Below are 18564 nucleotides of genomic sequence, written 5' to 3'. Positions count from 1 at the left end.
TCATCATTTCCTCTGCATGTCCGGACAGGTCTCCGTGACGGTAACCGAACCCCACCGGCGGGCCCAACTTCACGCTGTGAAGAATGAGCGCGTCCCGACTAGAGATTTCGTGAAGCCGCGGTGGGCACACTGCTGGAACACGACAGGCGAGTGCTCTGCACCGGGGAGGCAGCGATGAATCAGGTCAAGGTTGCGGCATGGGCTTCGGACCCGATCACGCTCGCGGGCCTCATCGACCATTTGCGCACGCGCCGCGAGGTGCGGGTGATGCCGGGCCAGCAGCGCGGTGAGGCCGCGGTGCTCGTGTTCGCGGCGAACCGCGTCACTCGCGAGGTGAAGGCGGCGCTGCGGGCGGCGGCTTCGGAGACGCCCGCGGCCATCGTGTTCGTCGCCGGGTACGTGGACGCCGACGACCTGGCCGAGCTGGCCGCCTGGCACGTCGCCGCGGTGCTGCCGCGCGACGCGATCGGCGGCGACCAGCTGGTGCGCAGCATCGTGGCCGCCGCGTCCGGACGCGAGACCTCGATGCGGGATCTGCTGCACCAGGCCGAGACCCTGCGCCGCGGCGGCGACCACACCAACCTGTCGCCGCGCGAGGTCGACGTGCTGCGGTTGATGGCCGAGGGCTGGGACACCGCGGAAATCGCGAACAAACTCTGCTACTCGGAGCGGACCGTGAAGAACGTGATCTACGGCATGACGAACCGGCTCAAGCTGCGGAACCGTCCGCACGCCGTCGCCTACGCGCTGCGCGCCGGAGTGATTTAAAGGATGCTCACCACGTGCGAAAGCTGACCCGGCGCCCGGCCGTTGCCGCGCTCGCCGCCGCATTCCTGTTACTGGCGGCCGCGTGCGGTTCCGCCGCGTCCTCGGGGAAGATCACGCTCAGCGTGGCCACATTCGGCGAGTTCGGTTACGCGCCGTTGTTCGAGCAGTACCAGAAAGACCATCCGAACATCGAGATCCGCAGCCGGGTCACCGATTTCGACACGCATTTCAAGAGCCTCGCCACACAGCTGGCGGCCGGGCGCGGCGCGGCCGACGTCGTCGCGGTCGAGGAGCAGTACATCCCGAAGTACATCCGGGCCAAGGACAAATTCGTCAACCTGGCCGGCTTCGGCGCGGACAAGCTGAAGCGGCAATGGGCGTCGTGGAAGTGGGCGCAGGGCACCTCGGGCGATTACGTGTTCGGGCTCGGCACCGACATGGGCAGCCTCGCGATGTGCTACCGCCGGGATCTGTTCCAGCAGGCCGGATTGCCGATCGACCGCAAGGCCGTCGCGGAGCTGATGCCGGACTGGGCGGGTTACGCCCAGGCCGCCGCCCGGTTCACCGAAAAGCTCCCGAACGTGAAGTTCGCCGATTCGGCGGGCACCGTTTACACCGCGATGCTCAACCAGTCGCCGGAGAACTACTTCTCCGCCAAGGACGATTCCTACATCGCCGACCGCAATCCCAGCGTGCGCAGCGCGTTCCAGTTGTCCGGCGGTCTCGCGCAAGCCCACGAAACGGCGGGCGCGACCACCTATACGCAGGCCTGGAACGTCGCGATCAAACAGGGCAGCTTCGCGACTATCGCGTGTCCGGCGTGGATGCTCACGCAGATCAAGGAAGCCGGCGGCGACGCGGTCAGCGGCAAATGGGACGTCACGACCGTGCCGGGCAACAGCGGCAACCAGGGCGGTTCCTTCCTCGCCGTGCCGAAACAGAGCGCGCACCCGAAGGAAGCCTACGATCTCGCGCAGTGGCTGACCGCGCCCGCGCAGCAGAAGCGGCTTTTCCTTTCCGACGGAATCCTGCCGAGCGAGCCGAGCGTGTATCAGGATCCGCAGGTCGTCGCCCACACCGATCCCTATTTCTCGAACGCGCCGGTCGGCCAGATCTACGCGGCGTCGGCGGACCGGCTGCGGCCGAACTACCGCGGCCTGCACGACGCTGACGTGCGTCCCGAATTCGGCCGCGCGCTCGGCCGGATCGAGGACGGGACGGAGAACGTCGAGCAGGCGTGGGCCGACGCGGTCCGGATGGGCCGCGACGCGATCAAGTAGCTGTCGTGGACCGGAAGCTCACCCCCTACGTCTTCATCCTGCCGTTCTTTGTCCTTTTCGGACTGTTCGGCGCCTTCCCGCTGCTGTACACGTCGTGGGTTTCGCTGCACCGGTGGGATTTGCTTTCGGGCCCGGAAGGCGGCCTCGGCCTCGCCAATTACGCCGAGCTGTTCGGCGATCCGCGGTTCTACAACGCACTGTTCAACACCGTCAGCATCTTCCTGCTCGCCGCGATTCCGCAGTTCTTCCTCGCGCTCGGAATCGCCGCGCTGCTGAACCGGCCGCTGCGCGCGGCGACCTGGTGGCGGGCCGGGCTGCTGCTGCCGAACCTGGTGTCCGTGGTCGCCGTCGGGCTGGTGTTCGCTCAGCTGTACAGCTCCGGCTACGGCGTGGTCAACGAGGTGCTCGGCTGGTTCGGGGTGCCGCCGGTGTCCTGGCAGTCGCACCAATGGTCGTCGCATCTCGCGGTGGCGAGCATGGTGATGTGGCGCTGGACCGGCTACAACGCGCTGATCTGCCTGGCCGCGATGCAAGCGGTGCCGCAGGAGCTGTACGAGGCCGCCGCGCTCGACGGCGCTTCGCGGTGGCGGTCGTTCTGGTCGATCACCGTGCCCGGCATCCGCCCGACGATCGCGTTCACCGCGGTCGCGGGCACGGTCAACGGGCTCCAGTTGTTCGCCGAGCCGCAACTGTTCGACGCCACCGGCAACGGCGGTGCGGGCGGCAACGACCGGCAGTTCCAAACGCTCACGATGTATCTGTACGAAAAGGGCTTCGGCAAATTCGACGCCGGATACGCGGCGGCCTTGTCGTGGGTGATGTTCCTGATCTGCCTGGTGTTCGCGGTCTTCAACTACCGGCTGGTGCGCCGGTTCGTGGGCACGCCGTGATCCGCCGGGGCCGGGCCGGCGGCTGGGTGTACGCGGTGCTGGTGGGGCTGGTCGCCTCGTCGCTGTTCCCGCTGTACTGGTCGTTCGTGGTGTCCACCCGGGACAACACGGCGATCGGCGAGACCTCGCCGCTGCTGCTGCCCGGCGGCCACCTTTTCGACAACGTCCAGCGCGTTTTCACCACCGTCGATTTCTGGCTGGCCATCGGCAATTCGCTGATCGTCGCGACGACGGTGATGGTGTCCAATGTGGTCCTGTCCAGTTTCGCCGGTTTCTCCTTCGCCCGGCTCCGGTTCCGCGGCCGCAACACGCTGTTCCTCTTCGTGGTCGGCTCGGCGATGGTGCCCGCGCAGCTGGGTGTGGTCCCGCTTTACCTGGTGGTGAGCGATTTCGGCTGGTACGGCCGCCTCGAAGCGGTGATCGTGCCCGCGCTGGTGAGCGCGTTCGGCGTGTTCTGGATGCGCCAGGCGTGCGAGGGTTCGATCGACCAGGACCTGGTCGACGCGGCCACCGTGGACGGAGCGTCGGTGCTGCGCACGTTCTGGCACGTGGCGGTCCCGGCGATCCGTCCACAAGCGACTGTCCTGGCCATGGTGACGTTCCTCGGCGCGTGGAACGACTACTTCTGGCCGCTGGTAGTCCTCGACCCGGCGCAGACGCCGACCGTGCAGGTGGTCCTGTCCCAGCTGGCCAGCGGCTACTTCACCGACTACGCCTTGATGCTCACCGGCGCGACGCTGGGCGTCCTGCCGGTGATCATCCTCTTCCTGCTGCTCGGCCGGAACCTGGTGCGCAGCATCTCGACCGGCCTAACCCGAGCATGAGACGTAGCGCCCAAAGAACCCGGCCAATGCGGACCGCTGCACAGTAATGCTCGCCCGAGGATCAATCGTCCCGATCCGCGTCTGCTGCACCTTCGGATCGACCGGCACCCGCTGAGCCAGCTTCGGCAGGAACCACTGGACATCCGTGTAGCTGTAGTGCATCGCGGTAGCGAAGGTGATGTCCTGCTTCGGCACCGAAGTGTGCTCCCACAACGACTTCCACGCGGGCGAAGTCCGATGGCTGCGCGCCTGGCCGTCGCTGGTGCTGCCGGACGAACCCATCAACAGCACCGGCCGCGACACCCCTTCCGCACCAGCGCGAGTGAGCTGCTTGCCATCGACGTCGTAGGCGAGCCAGCCGTCAAGATCCGCTGCGGCGTCCACTCGGGGGTCCACTGTGGATACCTCGGTGGCGGTGTCCCCGCCGAACGAATGCCCGATCGCTCCGACCCGGCTCAGGTCCATCGACTGGCCGAGCCCCGGAATACCCGGCAACTGGTCAAGGGTGAACCGGACATCCGCGACCCGCGTGCGCATCCCGGCGACCAGGTCCTTGCTCCCCTGGGAGAACACCACGCGCCCGTCGGGGAACACGACGAACGGGGCCTCGCCGGTGTGGTCGATGGTCACCACGATGTACCCGCGACTGGCGAGATCCTCGGCCGTCGCGCTGCCCAACGCCCGCAGCGACGCCCAGCCCGGCGAGTACACGACCACCGGCCACCGTCCCTGCACCGGCGCGTTCGCCCGGGCGTGCGTCTCGACGGCGGCCCAGTCGACCTTGCCGGTCGGCAGCCCCAACGCCGGTGCCGCGCCCTGATCGAAGTACGGGGCGGCCTGCGCGGGCAGATACCGCGCTTTCGGCCCAGCGCCGGGCCGAGTGGGATACCAGACGCTGACCATCAGCTCCCGGTTCCGCGCCTGGTCGACGAGGTGGACGTCGCGTTCGCCGATCGCGTGCGGCCCGGACGGCGTGGGAAGCTCGAAGGTGACCGCGGTTTCAGCTGCGGCGGGTGCGGAACCCAAGGCGGTGACGAGGAGGGCGGGGGCGAGGACAGTTCGGAAGCGCATGCCGGAACTCTGCCGGTTTGCCCGGGATGCCCGCGCCTGCCGACCGTCTCCGGCGACCCCCCGACTTTAGTCAACCCGTCCGTCGCGCCACGGTCGTCGCCAGCTCGCTCCGCGACGGCGCGTCCAGCTTCCCGAGCAACCGCACGACGTGCGCCTGGACCGTCCGTCGCGGCAGGCGCAGCTCCGTCGCGATCTCCGGATTGGACCGGCCAGCGGCGACGAGCCGCGCGATACGGACCTCGAGCGTCGACAGCGATTCCCAGCCGTGCTCGGGCCGCGCCGACGCCAGCGAAGCACCGCGCTGCACGCCGACCGCCTGCAACCGCGTCTCCGCGTGCTCCAGATTCCACGCCGCCGAAAGTTCCGTGTACAGCGAAGCCGCCTCATCGAACGCAGCCTGCGCGGCGTCCAACCGGCCCACGCGAGCCAGCAATACCGCCGCGTCCTCCAACGCACTGGCCAGCTCGGGTTTCCGCCCCACCGCACGGAAATGCTCGACCGTCCGCAGAACCGGCTCCGGATCCTCTTCCAGCAATCCGCGACACCATTCAGCAGCCGCGAACGCCCGCGCCGGTTCGAGTTCCTTCTCCGCCTCTTCGACGCACACCGCCAGCGCCCGCTCCGCCGCCGCCCGGTCGCCCGCCGCCAACGCGATCTGCGCGAACTGCGGCAACCACTGATGCCGCAACATCATCTGCGCGTACGTCGGGTTCAGGATCGGCTCGAACACCGTGATCGCCTTCTGCAGATCACCCCGCTGATAGGCGACAAGCGCGTGCGCGGCAAGCAAAAAGTCGAAACTCTCCCGCTCGGCACTCGTCGCGGGCGCGTGTTCCTCCGCCGCGTCCAGCAACGCAGCCGCTTGCGCGCGTTCGCCTCGCCGAGCCGCGATGAGCGCCGCGACTCCGTGCAGCAGCAGCGCCGCCGCACCCGGTTCGCGCAGGCCGAAGAAGGTGATCGCCGGACCGTCCTCGGTCACCGTGTCCAGCTCGACCAGCGCTTCGTCCCACCGGCCTTCCCAATACCGGTGCACCGCGACGGAAACCTGCAACCCGCTCGGCATGCTGTGCCGCCGCGTCACCTCGGCGGCCTCCTGCAGCGTGCGGTTCGCGTCGTCCAGCCGGTCGAGGTTCTGCAGCGTGAAGACGCGGTTGTCCAGCAGGTCCAGGTGCAGATCGGCCAGTTCGTGCTCGTCGCCGACGGCCGCGATCGCCTCGTCGACGTGCTTCAGGGCGCTGGCGTGATGCCGCCGCACGGAATCGACCAGCCACAACGTCTGCAGCGCGTGCGCGGTGAGGTAGCCGTCGCCGTTCGCCTCGGCCCGGGCGCGGTGCGCGTTCTCCTCCGCGACATCGAGGTCGTCGAGTCCGCCGCGCCGGAAATTGGCGAGCAGATGGCGGCCCTTGACCCGCCACAGTTCCGGAACTCCCGGGTCCTCCGCCGGATTCCCGAGCGTTTCCACCGCGAGTCGCACGTCGCCCCGGCGGAACCGCATCGCGGACACGACGTGCCGCATCTCCGCGGCGTTGGCCGGATCGCGGGACACCTCAAGTGCTTGCAGTGCAAGGTCTTCCGGGCCCCGTTCGAGCCGGAACAACACCCGTACCAGCGCGACCAGCAACGGCTCGCGGCGCGGATCGTCGTCCTCGATCCCGGCGAGCGCGCGCTCCAGCAGTTCGACCGCGATCAGCGGAGCCCGGTTCGACACCGCGCTCTGGTGTTCCACGAGCCAGTCCAGCACCCACGGGTCCACAGTGGATGGAACGGCCACGAGCTGCTCGGCGACCCGCTTCACCGGCGCGCCGATCTTGGCCAGCGCTTCGGCCGCCTGCCGATGCTGCGCGGCCCGGGTTTCCGGCGGCAGGTGGTGGTACAACGTCTGGCGCAGCAACGGAAGCCGGAACGCGAGCTGGGTTCCGGTGTCGAGCAGGATGTTGTCCACCACCGCCGCTTCGAGCGGGCCGAGCAGGTCCGACGGTCGCTGTCCGAGCACCGCCGCGATGTCGCCGACCGCGAACTCCATGCCGAGGATCGCGCCCCAGCCCAGTACGTGCCGGGTCTGCTCGGGCAGCAGCTCCAGCCGCCGGTTGACCGCCGCGACGATCGATTCCGGCGGCTCGAACCGCAGCGGATCCGGGACGTCGGCGAGCCCGTCGCGGTGCTCGACCGCGCCCGAGTGCACCAGCGCGTCCAGCATTTCCTTGAGGTACAGCGGATTGCCGCCGGCGCGCGCGGTCAGGTCCCGCAGCCGCGGCCCGGGGTCCGCGCCGATCTGCCGCTGCAGCAGGCACAGGACGTCGTGCTCGCCGAGCGGGCCGAGGTCGAGCACGATCCCGTCGCGCGTCTCGACGCCGCGGCGCAGCTGGGTCATCTCCGGCCGCTCCGGTGCCGGTCGCGTCGCGGCGACCAGCAACAGCGGCAGCTGCCGGGCAGCCGCGGACAGCCGATGCCACACCAGCACACTCGGCTCGTCCGCCCACTGCAGGTCGTCCACCACGAGCAACAGCGGCGATTCGGCGCACAGTTCGTCGACGAGGGCCAGCAGCCGGTCGACCGAATCCAGCACCGGGTCGCCGACGCGCCGCACCGGTTCCTCGCTGCTCAACGCGACGCGCGCGCGGCGCGGATCGGGCGAATGCGGATCGATCGCCAGGCATTCGTGCATGACCTGCAACGGAAACCGCATGCTCAGCTCGTCCGCGGTGACCCAGGCGACCTGCAGGCCGCCGGCGTCGCCGAACGCGTGCGCCAGCAGCTCCGACTTCCCGATCCCGGCCTCGCCCTCGATCCACACCGCCCGGCCCCGGCCCGCGCGGACCCCGTCGAGCAGCTGGCGCAGCTTGCCGACCTCGGCTTCCCGGCCGAGCAGCGGATCACGCGGCGCCCGCACCACCGGCTCGGGCACCGCCGGTCGCGGCAGATCCAGCGCCGGGTCCTCAGCGAGCACACGCTGGTGCAGTTCGCGCAGCCCCGGCCCGGGCTCCACGCCCAGCTCCGCGCGGATCGTGCTGCGCGCGTCGCGGAACACGTCGAGCGCGTCGGAATGCCGGCCGCTGCGGTAAAGCGCGAGCATCAGCGAGGCCCGCAACGATTCGCGCAGCGGATACTCCGCGGTGAGCGCGGTCAGCTCGGCGATGATCTCCTGGTGGCCGCCCATTTCCAGCCTGCTGCGGGCGGCCCGGTCCAGCGTGTCCAGCCGGAGCTCGGCCAGATACGCGCGATGCCGCTCGGCGAAATTGCCGGGCACCCCGGACAGCGCTTCGCCGTGCCAGAGCTTGAGCGCGGCGCTGAATTCGGCCACCGCCCGGTTGTGCGCCCCGGCCTCGGCCTCGCGTTTGCCGTCCTCCCGATGCTGCTCGAACTTCGCCGCGTCCAGCGCTTCCGGCGCGAGGTCGAGCGTGTAGCCCGCCGGGCCGGACCCGAGCACGGTCGAGGCCGACCACCGGGTGCGTTCGGGTTCCAGCGCGCGGCGCAGCCCGGAGATGTAGGTGTGCACGCTGCCTTCGACACTGGCCGGCGGCGACTCGCCCCATACGCCGGCGATCAGCTCGGCGCGCGGTACCGGCCGTCCGGCGGCGACCGCCAGCATGGCGAAGACCGCCCGCTGCCGCGCGGGTCCGAGCGAGATTTCGGTCGTCCCGCGCCAGGCGCGCAACGGGCCGAGCACCGTCACCCGCAAATCCCCTGGCATGCCGTTCCATTCGCCGTGTTGACCGAGTTTACCGGCCGATCATGGACGCGAGTCCACCCCGGTTCACTCTCCTGCCGCACGCGCGCGGACCGGACTGGCCCGCCGGATGCCGTACGGCTGCATCCGCGTCTCGGCCCGCCGCACGTCCCACGCCGCGCCGACCGAGGTGTAGCTGGTGAGTGCCGCGAGGAAGGCCGTGCGCGCCTCGTCGAGGCGACGGTACTCGGCGAGCAGGATCGCGGCGTCCTCGCTGGCGCGAGCGTGCTTGAGCATCCGTCCGGCCGCCTCGTAGTGCGTGGCGGCGCCGAGAATCGCGTCCGGATCGGCGGTGACCAGGCCCCGGCAGTGCGCGGAGGCCGCGGTGTGGGACGGCGGAGTGTCGTACCCGCTGGTGTCGCCCATCAGCCGCAACGCTCGGAACGCGTGCGGCTGGTCGCCGAGCTGCATGGCGAGCCGGGCGAGGTCGGGCAGCCACTGCTGGCGCGCCGCGGGCGGATAGCTCTGTTCGAGCAACGGCAGCAGCTCGGCGAGGGCGGCGTCCGGGTCGCCTTCCAGCTCGGCGAGCTGGGCGCGGGCGGCGAGCAGGTAGTCGCCGCCGTTCGGTTCGAGACCGTGCGGGAACTGGTGCCGGGCCGCCGCGTCGAGATGCGCGCGCGCCTCCTCCGGTTCGTCCCGGTGACTCGCGATCAGCGCGCCGACGCCGTGCACCAGCAACGCCGATCCGGGGCTGCGCAACACATACGACGCGGTTTCCGCCCCGCCGCGGATCACCGTGTCGAGTTCGGAGAGCGCCTCGCCCCAGCGGCCGCGCCAGTAGTAATGGACCGCGCCGGCGAGGTGCATTTCGCCGGGCACCGCGCGGGTCGCGGCCAGCCGTCGCGCCGTGCTCAGGTCGGCGTCGTTGTCGAGGCCGTCCAGCACACCCAGCTCGGACAGATCCGGTGCTGCTGCTTGATGGTCGACGGCGAATCGCTCGATAGTCGCGCGCAGGGTTTCGTGCCGCCCGCGCCACATCTCCGGCACCTTCGGATCGGCCAGCGTACGGCGGACTTCCGAGGAGGCTTCGGCGAATTCGCCCCGGCGGTAATAGATGTAGGCGAGGATCCAGCGCATTTCCGCGGCCTGCCTGCTGTCCTTGGTTCGCGCGACCACCGACCGCGCCTCCGCTTCGGGCTCCCGGCCGAGCCAGAACAGCAGCCGGGCGAGCGTGGCGGTGAGCGGTTCGCGGGCGTCGGCGGGCAGCACGGCCTGTTTGACCACCTGTTTGAGCAGGTCCACCGCGATCCGCGGCGACTGCGCGGCGACCGTGCCGATGTGCTCGACCAGCCAGTTCGCGACCCACGGGTCCACCTGCGCGGGCGCGGCGGCCAGCTGCTCGGCGACGCGTTCCGCGCCCGCCCCCGCTCCGTCGAGCGCTTCGGCCAGCTGCCGGTGCAGCGCGACGCGCATCGCGGCCGGCGTCTTTTCGTACAGCACGCGGCGCAGCAACGGATGCCGGAACGCGAGCAGATCGCCGGACTCGACCAGCACTCCCGCGGTAAGCGCCTCCTCGACCGCGGCGACGAGCGCGGTCGGCGCGCGCTCGGTGGCGATCGCGATGTCGGCGAGCGAGAATTCCTTGCCCAGCAAGGCCGCCCAGCGCAACAAGTCCCGCGCGGAGCTGGAGAGGAAGATCAGGTACAGGGTGATCCGCGATCCGAGCGGCGACGGGATCGAACGGCACGAGGAACCGTCCACGATCGCGTGCGCGCCGTCGAGCAGGATCATCGAATTGGCGAGCAGCGTTTCGACGATTTCGGTGGCGTAGCGCGGATTCCCGGCGGCGTGGCTGAGCAGCAGCGAGAACATCCGGTTCGGCGGCGCGCCGGTGAGGTCGGCCGAGATCTTCCGGATCTCGTTGTCCGGCAACGGTTCCAGCCGCAGCAGCGAGGTCGCGCCGGACGACAGATCGGCGGCCAGCGCTTCGAGCGCGGCCGAGCGGGGGAGCGGTCGGCTCGCTCCGACGAGCAGCAGCGGCAGCCGCCGGGTCTCGCGGGCGAGGTGCTGCCACACCTGCAGCGTGGTTTCGTCGGCCCACTGCAGATCGTCGACCACGAGCGCGAGCGGACCGTCCGCGCAGAGCTGCCGGACCAGCCCGAGAATGCCCTCGACCGGATCCAGCTCCGGGTTCTCGGCGAACGCCACCGCCAGTTCCGCGCGGCGCAGGTCCGAGGCGCGCGGGTGCACGCCGAGCGCGTCCAGCAGCGGACGCAGGGCAAAGCCCTGGTCGAGCGAATCGGCCGCGGCGAACAGTGCGGTGTAGCCGGATTCGTGGGCCAGCGCGACGGTTTCGGCCAGCAGCGCGGTCCGGCCGATCCCCGGTTCGCCCTTGACCCACACCGAACGGCCGAGGCCGCCGCCGAGACCGGCGACGGCCTCGCTGAGCAGCTGAAGCTCGTTCTCCCGCCCGACGAACGTCGCCGGGCGCGGCGGCAGCACCGGCAACGGGAAACGCGGGACTTTCGTGACCGGCGCTGGCGTGACGGCCTCGTCGGCGGCCAGCAGCTTTTCGTAAAGCTCCCGCAGCGCCGGCCCCGGCTCGGTGCCGGACGCTTCGACCAGCCGCTCGCGCAGCTCGGTGTAAACGGTGAGCGCCTCGTGATGCCGTCCCGCGCCGTCGAGCGCTCGCATGAGCAGACCGTGCAGCGGCTCGCGGAACGGGTGGTCCGCGGCGAGTTCGCCGAGCTGCCTGACGAGCCCGGCGGACTCGCCCGAGTCCATCGCCAGCTCGGCGCGGCGTTCGACAGTGGCCAGCCGGAGCTCCTCCAGGCGCACCCGCTGCGCGGTGGCGTAATGCCCGGACAGACATTGCAACGGCGTGCCGTCCCACTCCGCGAGAGCCTCGTCGAGCACGCTCCGCGCCTCGGCCCGGCGTCCCTCGGCGAGCAGCCGGTGCCCGAGGTCGCGCAGCGCGGTGAAGCGGTGGACGTCGATCTGCTCCGGTTCGACACAGAGCGAGTAGCCCGAGCCGGTAGAGGCGATCAGCCGCGATTCGGCTCCTTTGCGGCGGCCCGGTTCGAGGACGCGGCGCAGGCCGGAGATATAGGTGTAGATGCTCCCCTGCGCGCTGGCCGGGGGCGCGTCGCCCCATACCGCGTCGATGAGCGCTTCGCGGGAGACCGTGCGGTTCGGGGAGAGGGCGAGCACCGCGAGGATTGTGCGCCGATGAGCAGAACCGAGGTCGAGCTGCCGGTCGCCGAGCCAGGCTCGTACCGGTCCGAGCAGCTGGATTTCCGGCGCCGGGACGCCGCCGGATGCCGACATCGGTCTCCCTTCACGCGCTGACGGATCGTCACACGCCGGATGCCTCTGGTGAGCTTACGCCGAAAAGGTGACGTGGCGGGACCGCACCAGGTTGCTTTTGCCGGTCTTGTCCAGCGAATTGTCTGGTAGACATCGTCGCGGGGGCGGCCCGCCGGTGAACGCCGGGCAAACCGGCCGGGCGGTCCGGCAGGCACACCTCCCGTGACAAAGGGGCATCCGGCCCGTTCCGCGGTTTCCGAACGGGAATCCCTGCGGCAGCCTCGATGACGAACCCGCGCGCTCGATCGCGGTCTGGACGTGCGGACGGTGAGGAGGAGGCGTGGACCCGGTTCCGGCGGGCCTGCCCGAACAGGCGGTGCCGTTCGCTTCGGCGATCGACGCGGCGAATGCCTGTTTCGGCACGGTGAACAGCGAAATGGCGGCATTGCAGGCGTCGTGGCGCGGAGAGGCGTCGGTCCGGTTCGGCCAGGCGATGAACGATTGGGAGCAGCAGTTCGATCGCATTCTGCGCAGTCTGGCAGATCTCGTGGACGTCGCGCGCGGTGCCGCCGCGTCCTCGGCCGCAAAGTGCTCAAATGAGCGCTTGCGGTGTGCTGATCATCGATGAGCGGCGATCCCGGCTTCGAGCAGGCCGCCGAGGTGCTGTCCCGGCTCCGCCGGACGACCGGCGACCTGGGCGCGGTGCTCGCCGAGCTGGAGTCCACTGTGGAGCCCGAGGTCGCCTGCTGGCCCGCGGCGGCCCGGGCGGCCTACCGGGAGGCCAGACGGGAGTGGTCCACCGCGCTGGACCGGATGCCCGAATGCCTCGACCGGGCGGCGCGAGCCTTCCGCGAGATCTCCGCCGAAGACCCGAAAAGAGGCCGCTGAACTGCGGGAACACCGGTTTTCTTCATCGGCCTTCACGAGCGCGCCAGAAAACGTGAAGTCTCGCCCGACACACTGCGTCCAGGCAATGTGGGAGGGGTAATCGTGAAGCTCGTCAAGGTCGCAGTGCTCGCCTCGGACCCGATCACCCGGGCCGGGGCCGCGAGCCTGCTGGGTTCGCGCCCGGAGCTGGTCCTGCTCGGCCAGGACACGGCGAGCCAGGCGGACGTGGTCCTCGTGATGGAGGAGCACGTGACCGACCGGGTGCTGTCGCAGGTGCGGGACCTCGGCAGGCAGTCCGAGCAGCTGACCGGGCCGCATCTGGTGATCGTGGTCGACCACTTCCGCGAGAGCGACCTGATGACGGCCGTCGAATGCGGCGTCGTCGCGATCCTGCCGCGCCGCGAAACCGGCGGCGGCGAACTGGTCGCGGCGGTGCTGGCCGCCGGGGACGGCACGGCGACGCTGCCGCCGCGGCTGCAGGGCGCGCTGCTCGCGCAGGTCCAGCGGATGCGCCGCGACGTGCTGGAGCCGAACGGCCTCACGCTGTCCGGCCTGGCCTCGCGCGAATGCGACGTGCTGCGGCTGGTCGCCGAGGGCTACGGCACCGAGGAGATCGCGACGAAGCTCTGTTATTCGGAGCGGACGGTCAAGAACGTGCTGTACGGCCTGATGACCCGATGCGGTCTGAACAACCGCGCGCACGCGGTGGCGTACGCCCTGCGCGCCGGCGCGATCTAATGTTCTGATCATGGCGCAGACGGCGGTAGAGATCGCTCGCGGAGTGCGGGCAGGGAGCTGGACCCGGTCCAGGTGACCGAAGAAGCACTCGCCCGGATCGCGGCGGCGGACGGCGTGGTCGGCGCTTTCCGCCGAGTGCGCTCTGCCGAGGCGCGAGCCGAAGCCGCCGAACTCGCGGCCCGCCCGGACCTGGCTTCGCTGCCACTGGCCGGTGTCCCCGTCGCGGTCAAAGACGTCACCGAGGTCGCTGGCGAATACATGGGCTGGGGCTCGGAAGCAGGCCCGCGTGCACTGGCGGACTCCGACGGCCTGATCGCCACCCGCCTGCGCGCGGCCGGCGCGGTGATCGTCGGCCTGACCCGCGTGCCGGAGCTGTGCATCTTCCCCACCAGCGACGATCCGGACGGCATCGCCCGCAACCCCCGCAACCCGTCCTTCACCGCAGGCGGCTCCTCGGGCGGCAGCGCCGCCGCGGTCGCCGCGGGCCTGGTCCCCATCGCACACGGCACCGACGGCCTGGGTTCCATCCGCTTGCCCGCCGGAATGTGCGGAATCGTCGGCCTGAAACCGGGCCGCGACGTGGTCCGCGAGGACGCCCCAGGCTGGTTCGGCCTCTCCACTCACGGCCCGCTGGCCACCACCGCCGCCGATGCCGCTCTCCTGATGTCAGTGCTGGCCGACCGCCCCGAATGGGCCGCGCCGTCGACCCCGGGTTCGCAGCGAATCGCGACCTCCACCCAGGTCCCGTTCACCCGAGCCCCGCTGCCGCGCCCCCTGCGCGCCGCCGTCGACCAAGCCGCGGATCTCCTGCGCTCATCCGGCCACTCGGTCGATTCCGCGACCCCCGCCTACCCGCTCCGCGCCCTGGGCGGACTGGTCGCCCGCTGGTTCGCCGGCCCGGCCGAGCAGGTCGCGGGTTCGTTCGACCTGTCCCGCCTGCAACCCCGAACCCGCGTGCACGTCCGCCTGGGCCGCCTGACCTCGCGCCTGGTCAACGACCGAGCCCGCGACGAATGGGAAGCGATCGCGGCGCGGTTCTTCGAATCGCACGACGTGCTGGTGACGCCGACTTTGGCGACCCTGCCGCTGAAAGCCCGCCGCTGGCACCGAGAATCCTGGCTGGCGAACGCGGTCCCGTCGTCGAGGGTGGCGTCGTTCACCGGCCCGTGGAACCTGGCGGGGTACCCGGCGCTGTCGGTCCCGGTGGCCCGGCACCCCGTCCACGACCTGGCGATGTGCGTCCAGCTGGTAACCCGCCCCGGCGGCGAACCGGTGCTGCTGGGGCTGGCCGCGGAGCTTGAGTCGGCGAATCCCTGGCCGCGGACGGTCTAGAGCCCACCGCGCCCATCCGCCGTGAGCCTCTCGCGGACCGCTGAAGTCCGTGGGGAATCAGCGTCCGTGAAGGGAACCTTCACAGACGCTGATTCCCTCAGGGTTCCCCTCACGCCCCGCCACCGTCCGTGAGGGTGGCCTTCACGGACTTGGCCGCAGAATCGGGCGAGGGCTCCGCCTGTCGTTGGCGGGCGCACTGCTCGCCAACGTGCTCTTTCCGGGCCGGCTGCGGAGGATTGCTGCGGTTGGCGCCCGCCGAACCGTATCCGGGCTGGCGGTTAGTCGCGCACGGCGCTGTTCGGCTTGCCCTCCGGCGTGCTCTTTCCCGAGCTGCGCGTCGAAGGGCGGCTCTTCTGGCCGCGACTGATGCCCGCCGAACCGTTTCCGGGCCGACGGGCTAACTGCGAGCCGTGGGTCAGCTGCTCGGCTTGCCCGCCGTCTGCGGCTGGGACTTCGCGCCGTTTCCGGTCGCACCGTTCCCGGTCTTCGCGCCGTTTCCAGCCGCGCTCTCCGTCGATCCGCCCTTCGCGGCCGAACCGTTCCCCGCGGCGGCCTTAGCCGAACCGTTCTCCGCCTTCGGCTTAGGAGACGGCGCGGCCTTCGACTCAACCGGCCCAGGAGACGGGTCCGGCTTGGCCGGGTCGTCGCCGCCGACGAGCTTCGAGGCGGCGGGCAGCACCGATTCCGACGGCAGCGCCGTCAGCAAACCTTCGCTCCGGCCAAGCACCTCGTCCGCCATCGCCAGGTTCTTGCGGGCCTGTTCGCGGATCTCCGCGAGCCGCTCGACCTTCCGCGTCGCCGCGGTGGTGCGCTGGGCCGCCTGCGTGGTCGCCTCGTCGAGACGGCGCTTGGCCTCCGCCGTCGCCTCCTCGACGCGGCGGGCCGCCTCGGCGGTGGCTTCCGCGATCCGGCGTTCGGCCTGGTTCTTGCTGGCCGTGCGCTGGTCGGTGATCATCTTTTCGTGCGCGGTGCGCTCGGAGGTGATCTTCGCGTCGAAATCGCGCTCGATCTTGCGGCGCTTGCGCTCGGCTTCGTTGTCGAGGAGTTCCCGGCGCTGCGCCGCCTCGACCGTCAGCCGCTGCACTTCGGCGCGGGTTTCCTTCAGCGCGGCCTCGTGCTCCGAGTGCAGCGCTTCGGCCTGCTTGTCCAGTTCCTCGACCAGGCGGTGGTACCGCTCGCGCAGCTTCGTGGACGCCTCGGTCGACGACGCCCAGTGCTTCTCGGCCGCCACCTGCGCGCGCTTGGTGATCTCCTCGGCCCGCGCTTGCGCGAGCGTGACGGTGCGCTGCATCCGCTCGTCCAGGTCCTCGAGCCGCTCCGGCGGCTTCAGCAGCTCCTCGACCCGGGACTGCAGCTTCGACACCTCTCCGCGCGCCGTCTCGAGTTCGCGCGACAGCGTGGCGACCTGCGAGGCCGCCGCGTCGCGGTCGGTGATCAGCCGGTGCAGCTGACCTTCGAGGTGGTCGAGGTACTGCCGCACCTCGTTGCGGTCGAAGCCGCGCCAGGCTTCGGTGTACTCGCGCCGCAGCGGGAGGAGGCCGTTGTCTCGCTCGGGAACCATGCCCACGACCGTACCCGCGCACCTGGCGTGCGTGCCGCCAGGAGTGGTGAATCACCGCCCCGGGTCGATTCTTCGCGGCGATCTCGCCTGAACGGCCTCACCCGCCGCGCGAAGCCGTCACTACCAGTGGAACCCGCGCGAGAGCCGGGCCAGCGCCATCGCCGCGCGGGACAGGTGTTTCTCGCCCCGGCCGATCTTCAGTTTCCCGCTGCCGCCCGCCGCCGCGGAGTCCGGGAAGATCCGGAAACCCTGGTACGCGATCGCGTCGGTCAGCCCCGGCGCGAGCGTGTAGGTCAGCCCGATCGCCTGGCCCGCCGGGGTGCCGATGTGCTTCGGCCGCCGCACCAGCGCTTTCAGCACCATGTCCGCCGCCTGCTCCGGCGATTTCGTGGGGAAGGCGTCGTAGATCTTGGTCGGCCGGATCATCGGCGTGCGCACGAGCGGCATGTGGATGGTGGTGAAGGTGATCCCGTCGCCGTGCGTTTCGGTCGCCGCGATCCGGGAGAAGTAGTCCAGCGCGGCCTTCGACGCGGCATAGGCGGAGAACCGCGGCGCGATTCCCTGCACGCCGATCGAGGAAACGTTCACGATGTGCCCGAATTTCCGCTCCGACATGTGCGGGAGGACCGCCAGGATCAGCCGCACCGCGCCGAAGTAGTTGATCGCCATCGCGCGCTCGTAGTCGTGCATCCGGTCGTACGACAGCTTGATCGACCGCCGGATCGAGCGGCCGGCGTTGTTCACGAGCATGTCGATCCGGCCGTGTTCGGAAAGCATCGCGTCCACGGCCTTGCGCACCGAATCCTCGTCGGTGAGGTCCGCCGGGTACACCGACGCGGTGCCGCCCGCCGCGATGATCTCGTCGCGAACTTCTTCCAGCTCGTGCTGCCGCCGCGCGACCAGCAGCGGCACCCCGCCCGCCGCGGCGACCTTCAGCGCGGTGGCCCGCCCGATGCCCGACGACGCGCCGGTGATGATCACCCGGCGGCCGTCCAGTTCGCCGCGCGGACCGTGCTTGCGCGCGCGGAACGGGTCGAGGTGTTCGCGCCAGTAGCGCCACAGCGTCGCGGCGTATTCGTCGAGCCGGGGCACCTCGACGCCGCTGCCGGCCAGCGCCTTGCGCGTTTCCGCGGACGCGAACACCGACGGGAAAGCCATGGTTTCCAGGAGCACCGGCGGAATGCCGAGCCGCTCCAGCACCGCGTCCCGGGCGATGGTGAACCCGGGAATGTGCTCGCTGAGCTTGACCAGCCCGACAATTCCCTTCGACACCTTGTCGCCGAGCTGCACGGTGATCGTCGGCGCCCCGGCGGCACGGGCGAAGGCGTTGTAGACCGACACCACCGGCTGCGGCTCGGGGTTCACGAGGTGGAAGGCGCGGCCGTCGAGACCCGGCGTGGTGACCAGTTCCAGCAGGGCCTTCGCGACGTAGTCGACCGGAACCACGTTGGTGTCGCCCAGATCCGGGCCCGCGGACGGGACGTCGGGCAGCCCGGCGAGCCTGCTGATCGCGGGGAAGAGGTAGTACGGGCCGTCGATCTTGTCCATCTCGCCGGTCTGCGAATCGCCGACCACGACCGCGGGCCGGTACACCCGCCACGGCACCTCGTGCTGTTCCCGGACGAGCTTCTCGGCCTCGAATTTGGTCCGGTGGTACGGCGTGATCAGCCGCTGGCCCACGTCGAACATGTCCTCGGTGAACAGTCCCTCGTGGTCGCCCGCGACGGCGACCGACGAGACGTGGTGCAGGCAACCGGCGTTCAGGTCCGCGGCGAGGTCGAGGACGTTCTGCGTACCGTCCACATTGGCCCGGACGCTGGTTTCGTCGTCGGCGGTGATGTCGTAGAGCGCGGCGAGGTGGATGACGTGGTCGACGCCGCGCAGCGACTCCCGGTCCGCTTCGGACACTCCCATCAGCGGTTCGCCGAGGTCGCCGGTCACGAGCGTCACGCGGTCCGGATGCGGCCATCCGTCGACGAGCGCGGCCAGCTTCTCCCGCGACGACGCGCGCACCACGAGCGCGACTCGCTCCACGTCCGGCCGGGTGAGCAGCTGCCGGGTGACCTGGCGCCCGATCAACCCGGTCGCGCCTGTCACCAAGAACTTCGCCATCTCCATCACCCTCCGCCGTGCCGCCGCCTGGACCCATGGGCATTCTGCTGCATGGACGCCGCCCTGACCACAACGCGGCAGGGTGAGGTTACTCGCAAGTAACTTAGCTCGACGAGCCGGGTCAGCA

At 70.4% G+C, this 18564-nt stretch carries 13 protein-coding genes; 8 read left to right on the top strand and 5 right to left on the bottom strand.

Annotated features, from left to right (window positions below; all coding sequences use genetic code 11):
- Positions 1-174 precede the first annotated feature (174 nt).
- From ACZ7SW_RS37265 to ACZ7SW_RS37250, 4 genes are read left to right on the top strand one after another with little or no spacing between them, the layout of a single operon-like run.
- Positions 175-768, top strand: a complete 594-nt coding sequence (locus ACZ7SW_RS37265) for a helix-turn-helix transcriptional regulator (protein ID WP_344279903.1) — start codon at positions 175-177, stop codon at positions 766-768.
- Between the two features lie 14 nt (positions 769-782).
- A complete protein-coding gene (locus tag ACZ7SW_RS37260; RefSeq protein ID WP_470235059.1) occupies positions 783-2048 on the top strand; it encodes an extracellular solute-binding protein in 1266 nt (421 codons plus the stop codon).
- 5 nt (positions 2049-2053) lie between these two features.
- Entirely contained in the window at positions 2054-2938 is an 885-nt protein-coding gene (locus ACZ7SW_RS37255) for a carbohydrate ABC transporter permease (protein WP_470235058.1), read from the top strand.
- Complete coding sequence (locus ACZ7SW_RS37250; protein ID WP_470235057.1) at positions 2935-3762, top strand: carbohydrate ABC transporter permease; 828 nt, start codon at positions 2935-2937, stop codon at positions 3760-3762. Before ACZ7SW_RS37255 ends, ACZ7SW_RS37250 begins: the two co-directional genes overlap by 4 nt.
- Here the strand turns inward: ACZ7SW_RS37250 and ACZ7SW_RS37245 are convergent.
- The 3 genes from ACZ7SW_RS37245 to ACZ7SW_RS37235 form a co-directional block, all read right to left on the bottom strand.
- A complete protein-coding gene (locus ACZ7SW_RS37245; RefSeq protein WP_470235056.1) occupies positions 3748-4833 on the bottom strand; it encodes an alpha/beta hydrolase family protein in 1086 nt (361 codons plus the stop codon). The genes ACZ7SW_RS37250 and ACZ7SW_RS37245 overlap by 15 nt on opposite strands.
- 70 nt (positions 4834-4903) lie before the next feature.
- A complete protein-coding gene (locus ACZ7SW_RS37240; RefSeq protein WP_470235055.1) occupies positions 4904-8524 on the bottom strand; it encodes a BTAD domain-containing putative transcriptional regulator in 3621 nt (1206 codons plus the stop codon).
- Between the two features lie 63 nt (positions 8525-8587).
- A complete protein-coding gene (locus ACZ7SW_RS37235) occupies positions 8588-11827 on the bottom strand; it encodes a BTAD domain-containing putative transcriptional regulator (RefSeq protein WP_470235054.1) in 3240 nt (1079 codons plus the stop codon).
- Between the two features lie 319 nt (positions 11828-12146).
- Here ACZ7SW_RS37235 and ACZ7SW_RS37230 point away from each other — a divergent pair, with 319 nt between their 5' ends.
- The 4 genes from ACZ7SW_RS37230 (at position 12147) to ACZ7SW_RS37215 (ending at position 14764) form a co-directional block, all read left to right on the top strand.
- Positions 12147-12434, top strand: a complete 288-nt coding sequence (locus tag ACZ7SW_RS37230) for a WXG100 family type VII secretion target (protein ID WP_470235053.1) — start codon at positions 12147-12149, stop codon at positions 12432-12434.
- Positions 12431-12694: a hypothetical protein gene (locus tag ACZ7SW_RS37225; RefSeq protein ID WP_470235052.1), complete on the top strand. Its 264-nt coding sequence runs from the start codon at positions 12431-12433 to the stop codon at positions 12692-12694. Before ACZ7SW_RS37230 ends, ACZ7SW_RS37225 begins: the two co-directional genes overlap by 4 nt.
- A gap of 102 nt (positions 12695-12796) precedes the next feature.
- Positions 12797-13432 carry a response regulator transcription factor gene (locus ACZ7SW_RS37220; protein WP_470235051.1) on the top strand — a complete coding sequence of 212 codons (636 nt, stop codon included), beginning with the start codon at positions 12797-12799 and terminating at the stop codon, positions 13430-13432.
- Between the two features lie 72 nt (positions 13433-13504).
- Entirely contained in the window at positions 13505-14764 is a 1260-nt protein-coding gene (locus ACZ7SW_RS37215) for an amidase family protein (RefSeq protein ID WP_470235050.1), read from the top strand.
- A gap of 415 nt (positions 14765-15179) precedes the next feature.
- Here ACZ7SW_RS37215 and ACZ7SW_RS37210 read toward each other — a convergent pair whose 3' ends face one another.
- Positions 15180-16325: a cell division protein DivIVA gene (locus tag ACZ7SW_RS37210; protein WP_470235049.1), complete on the bottom strand. Its 1146-nt coding sequence runs from the start codon at positions 16323-16325 to the stop codon at positions 15180-15182.
- Positions 16326-16445: 120 nt separating this feature from the next.
- Positions 16446-18437 (bottom strand): SDR family oxidoreductase, encoded by a 1992-nt coding sequence (locus tag ACZ7SW_RS37205; RefSeq protein ID WP_470235048.1) that lies wholly within the window; start codon positions 18435-18437, stop codon positions 16446-16448.
- Positions 18438-18564 lie beyond the last annotated feature (127 nt).

Source organism: Amycolatopsis sp. NPDC114484 (genome assembly GCF_055633755.1).
The sequence above is the reverse complement of the archived record's forward strand: the minus strand, read 5'-3'. Positions and strand labels throughout refer to the sequence as shown.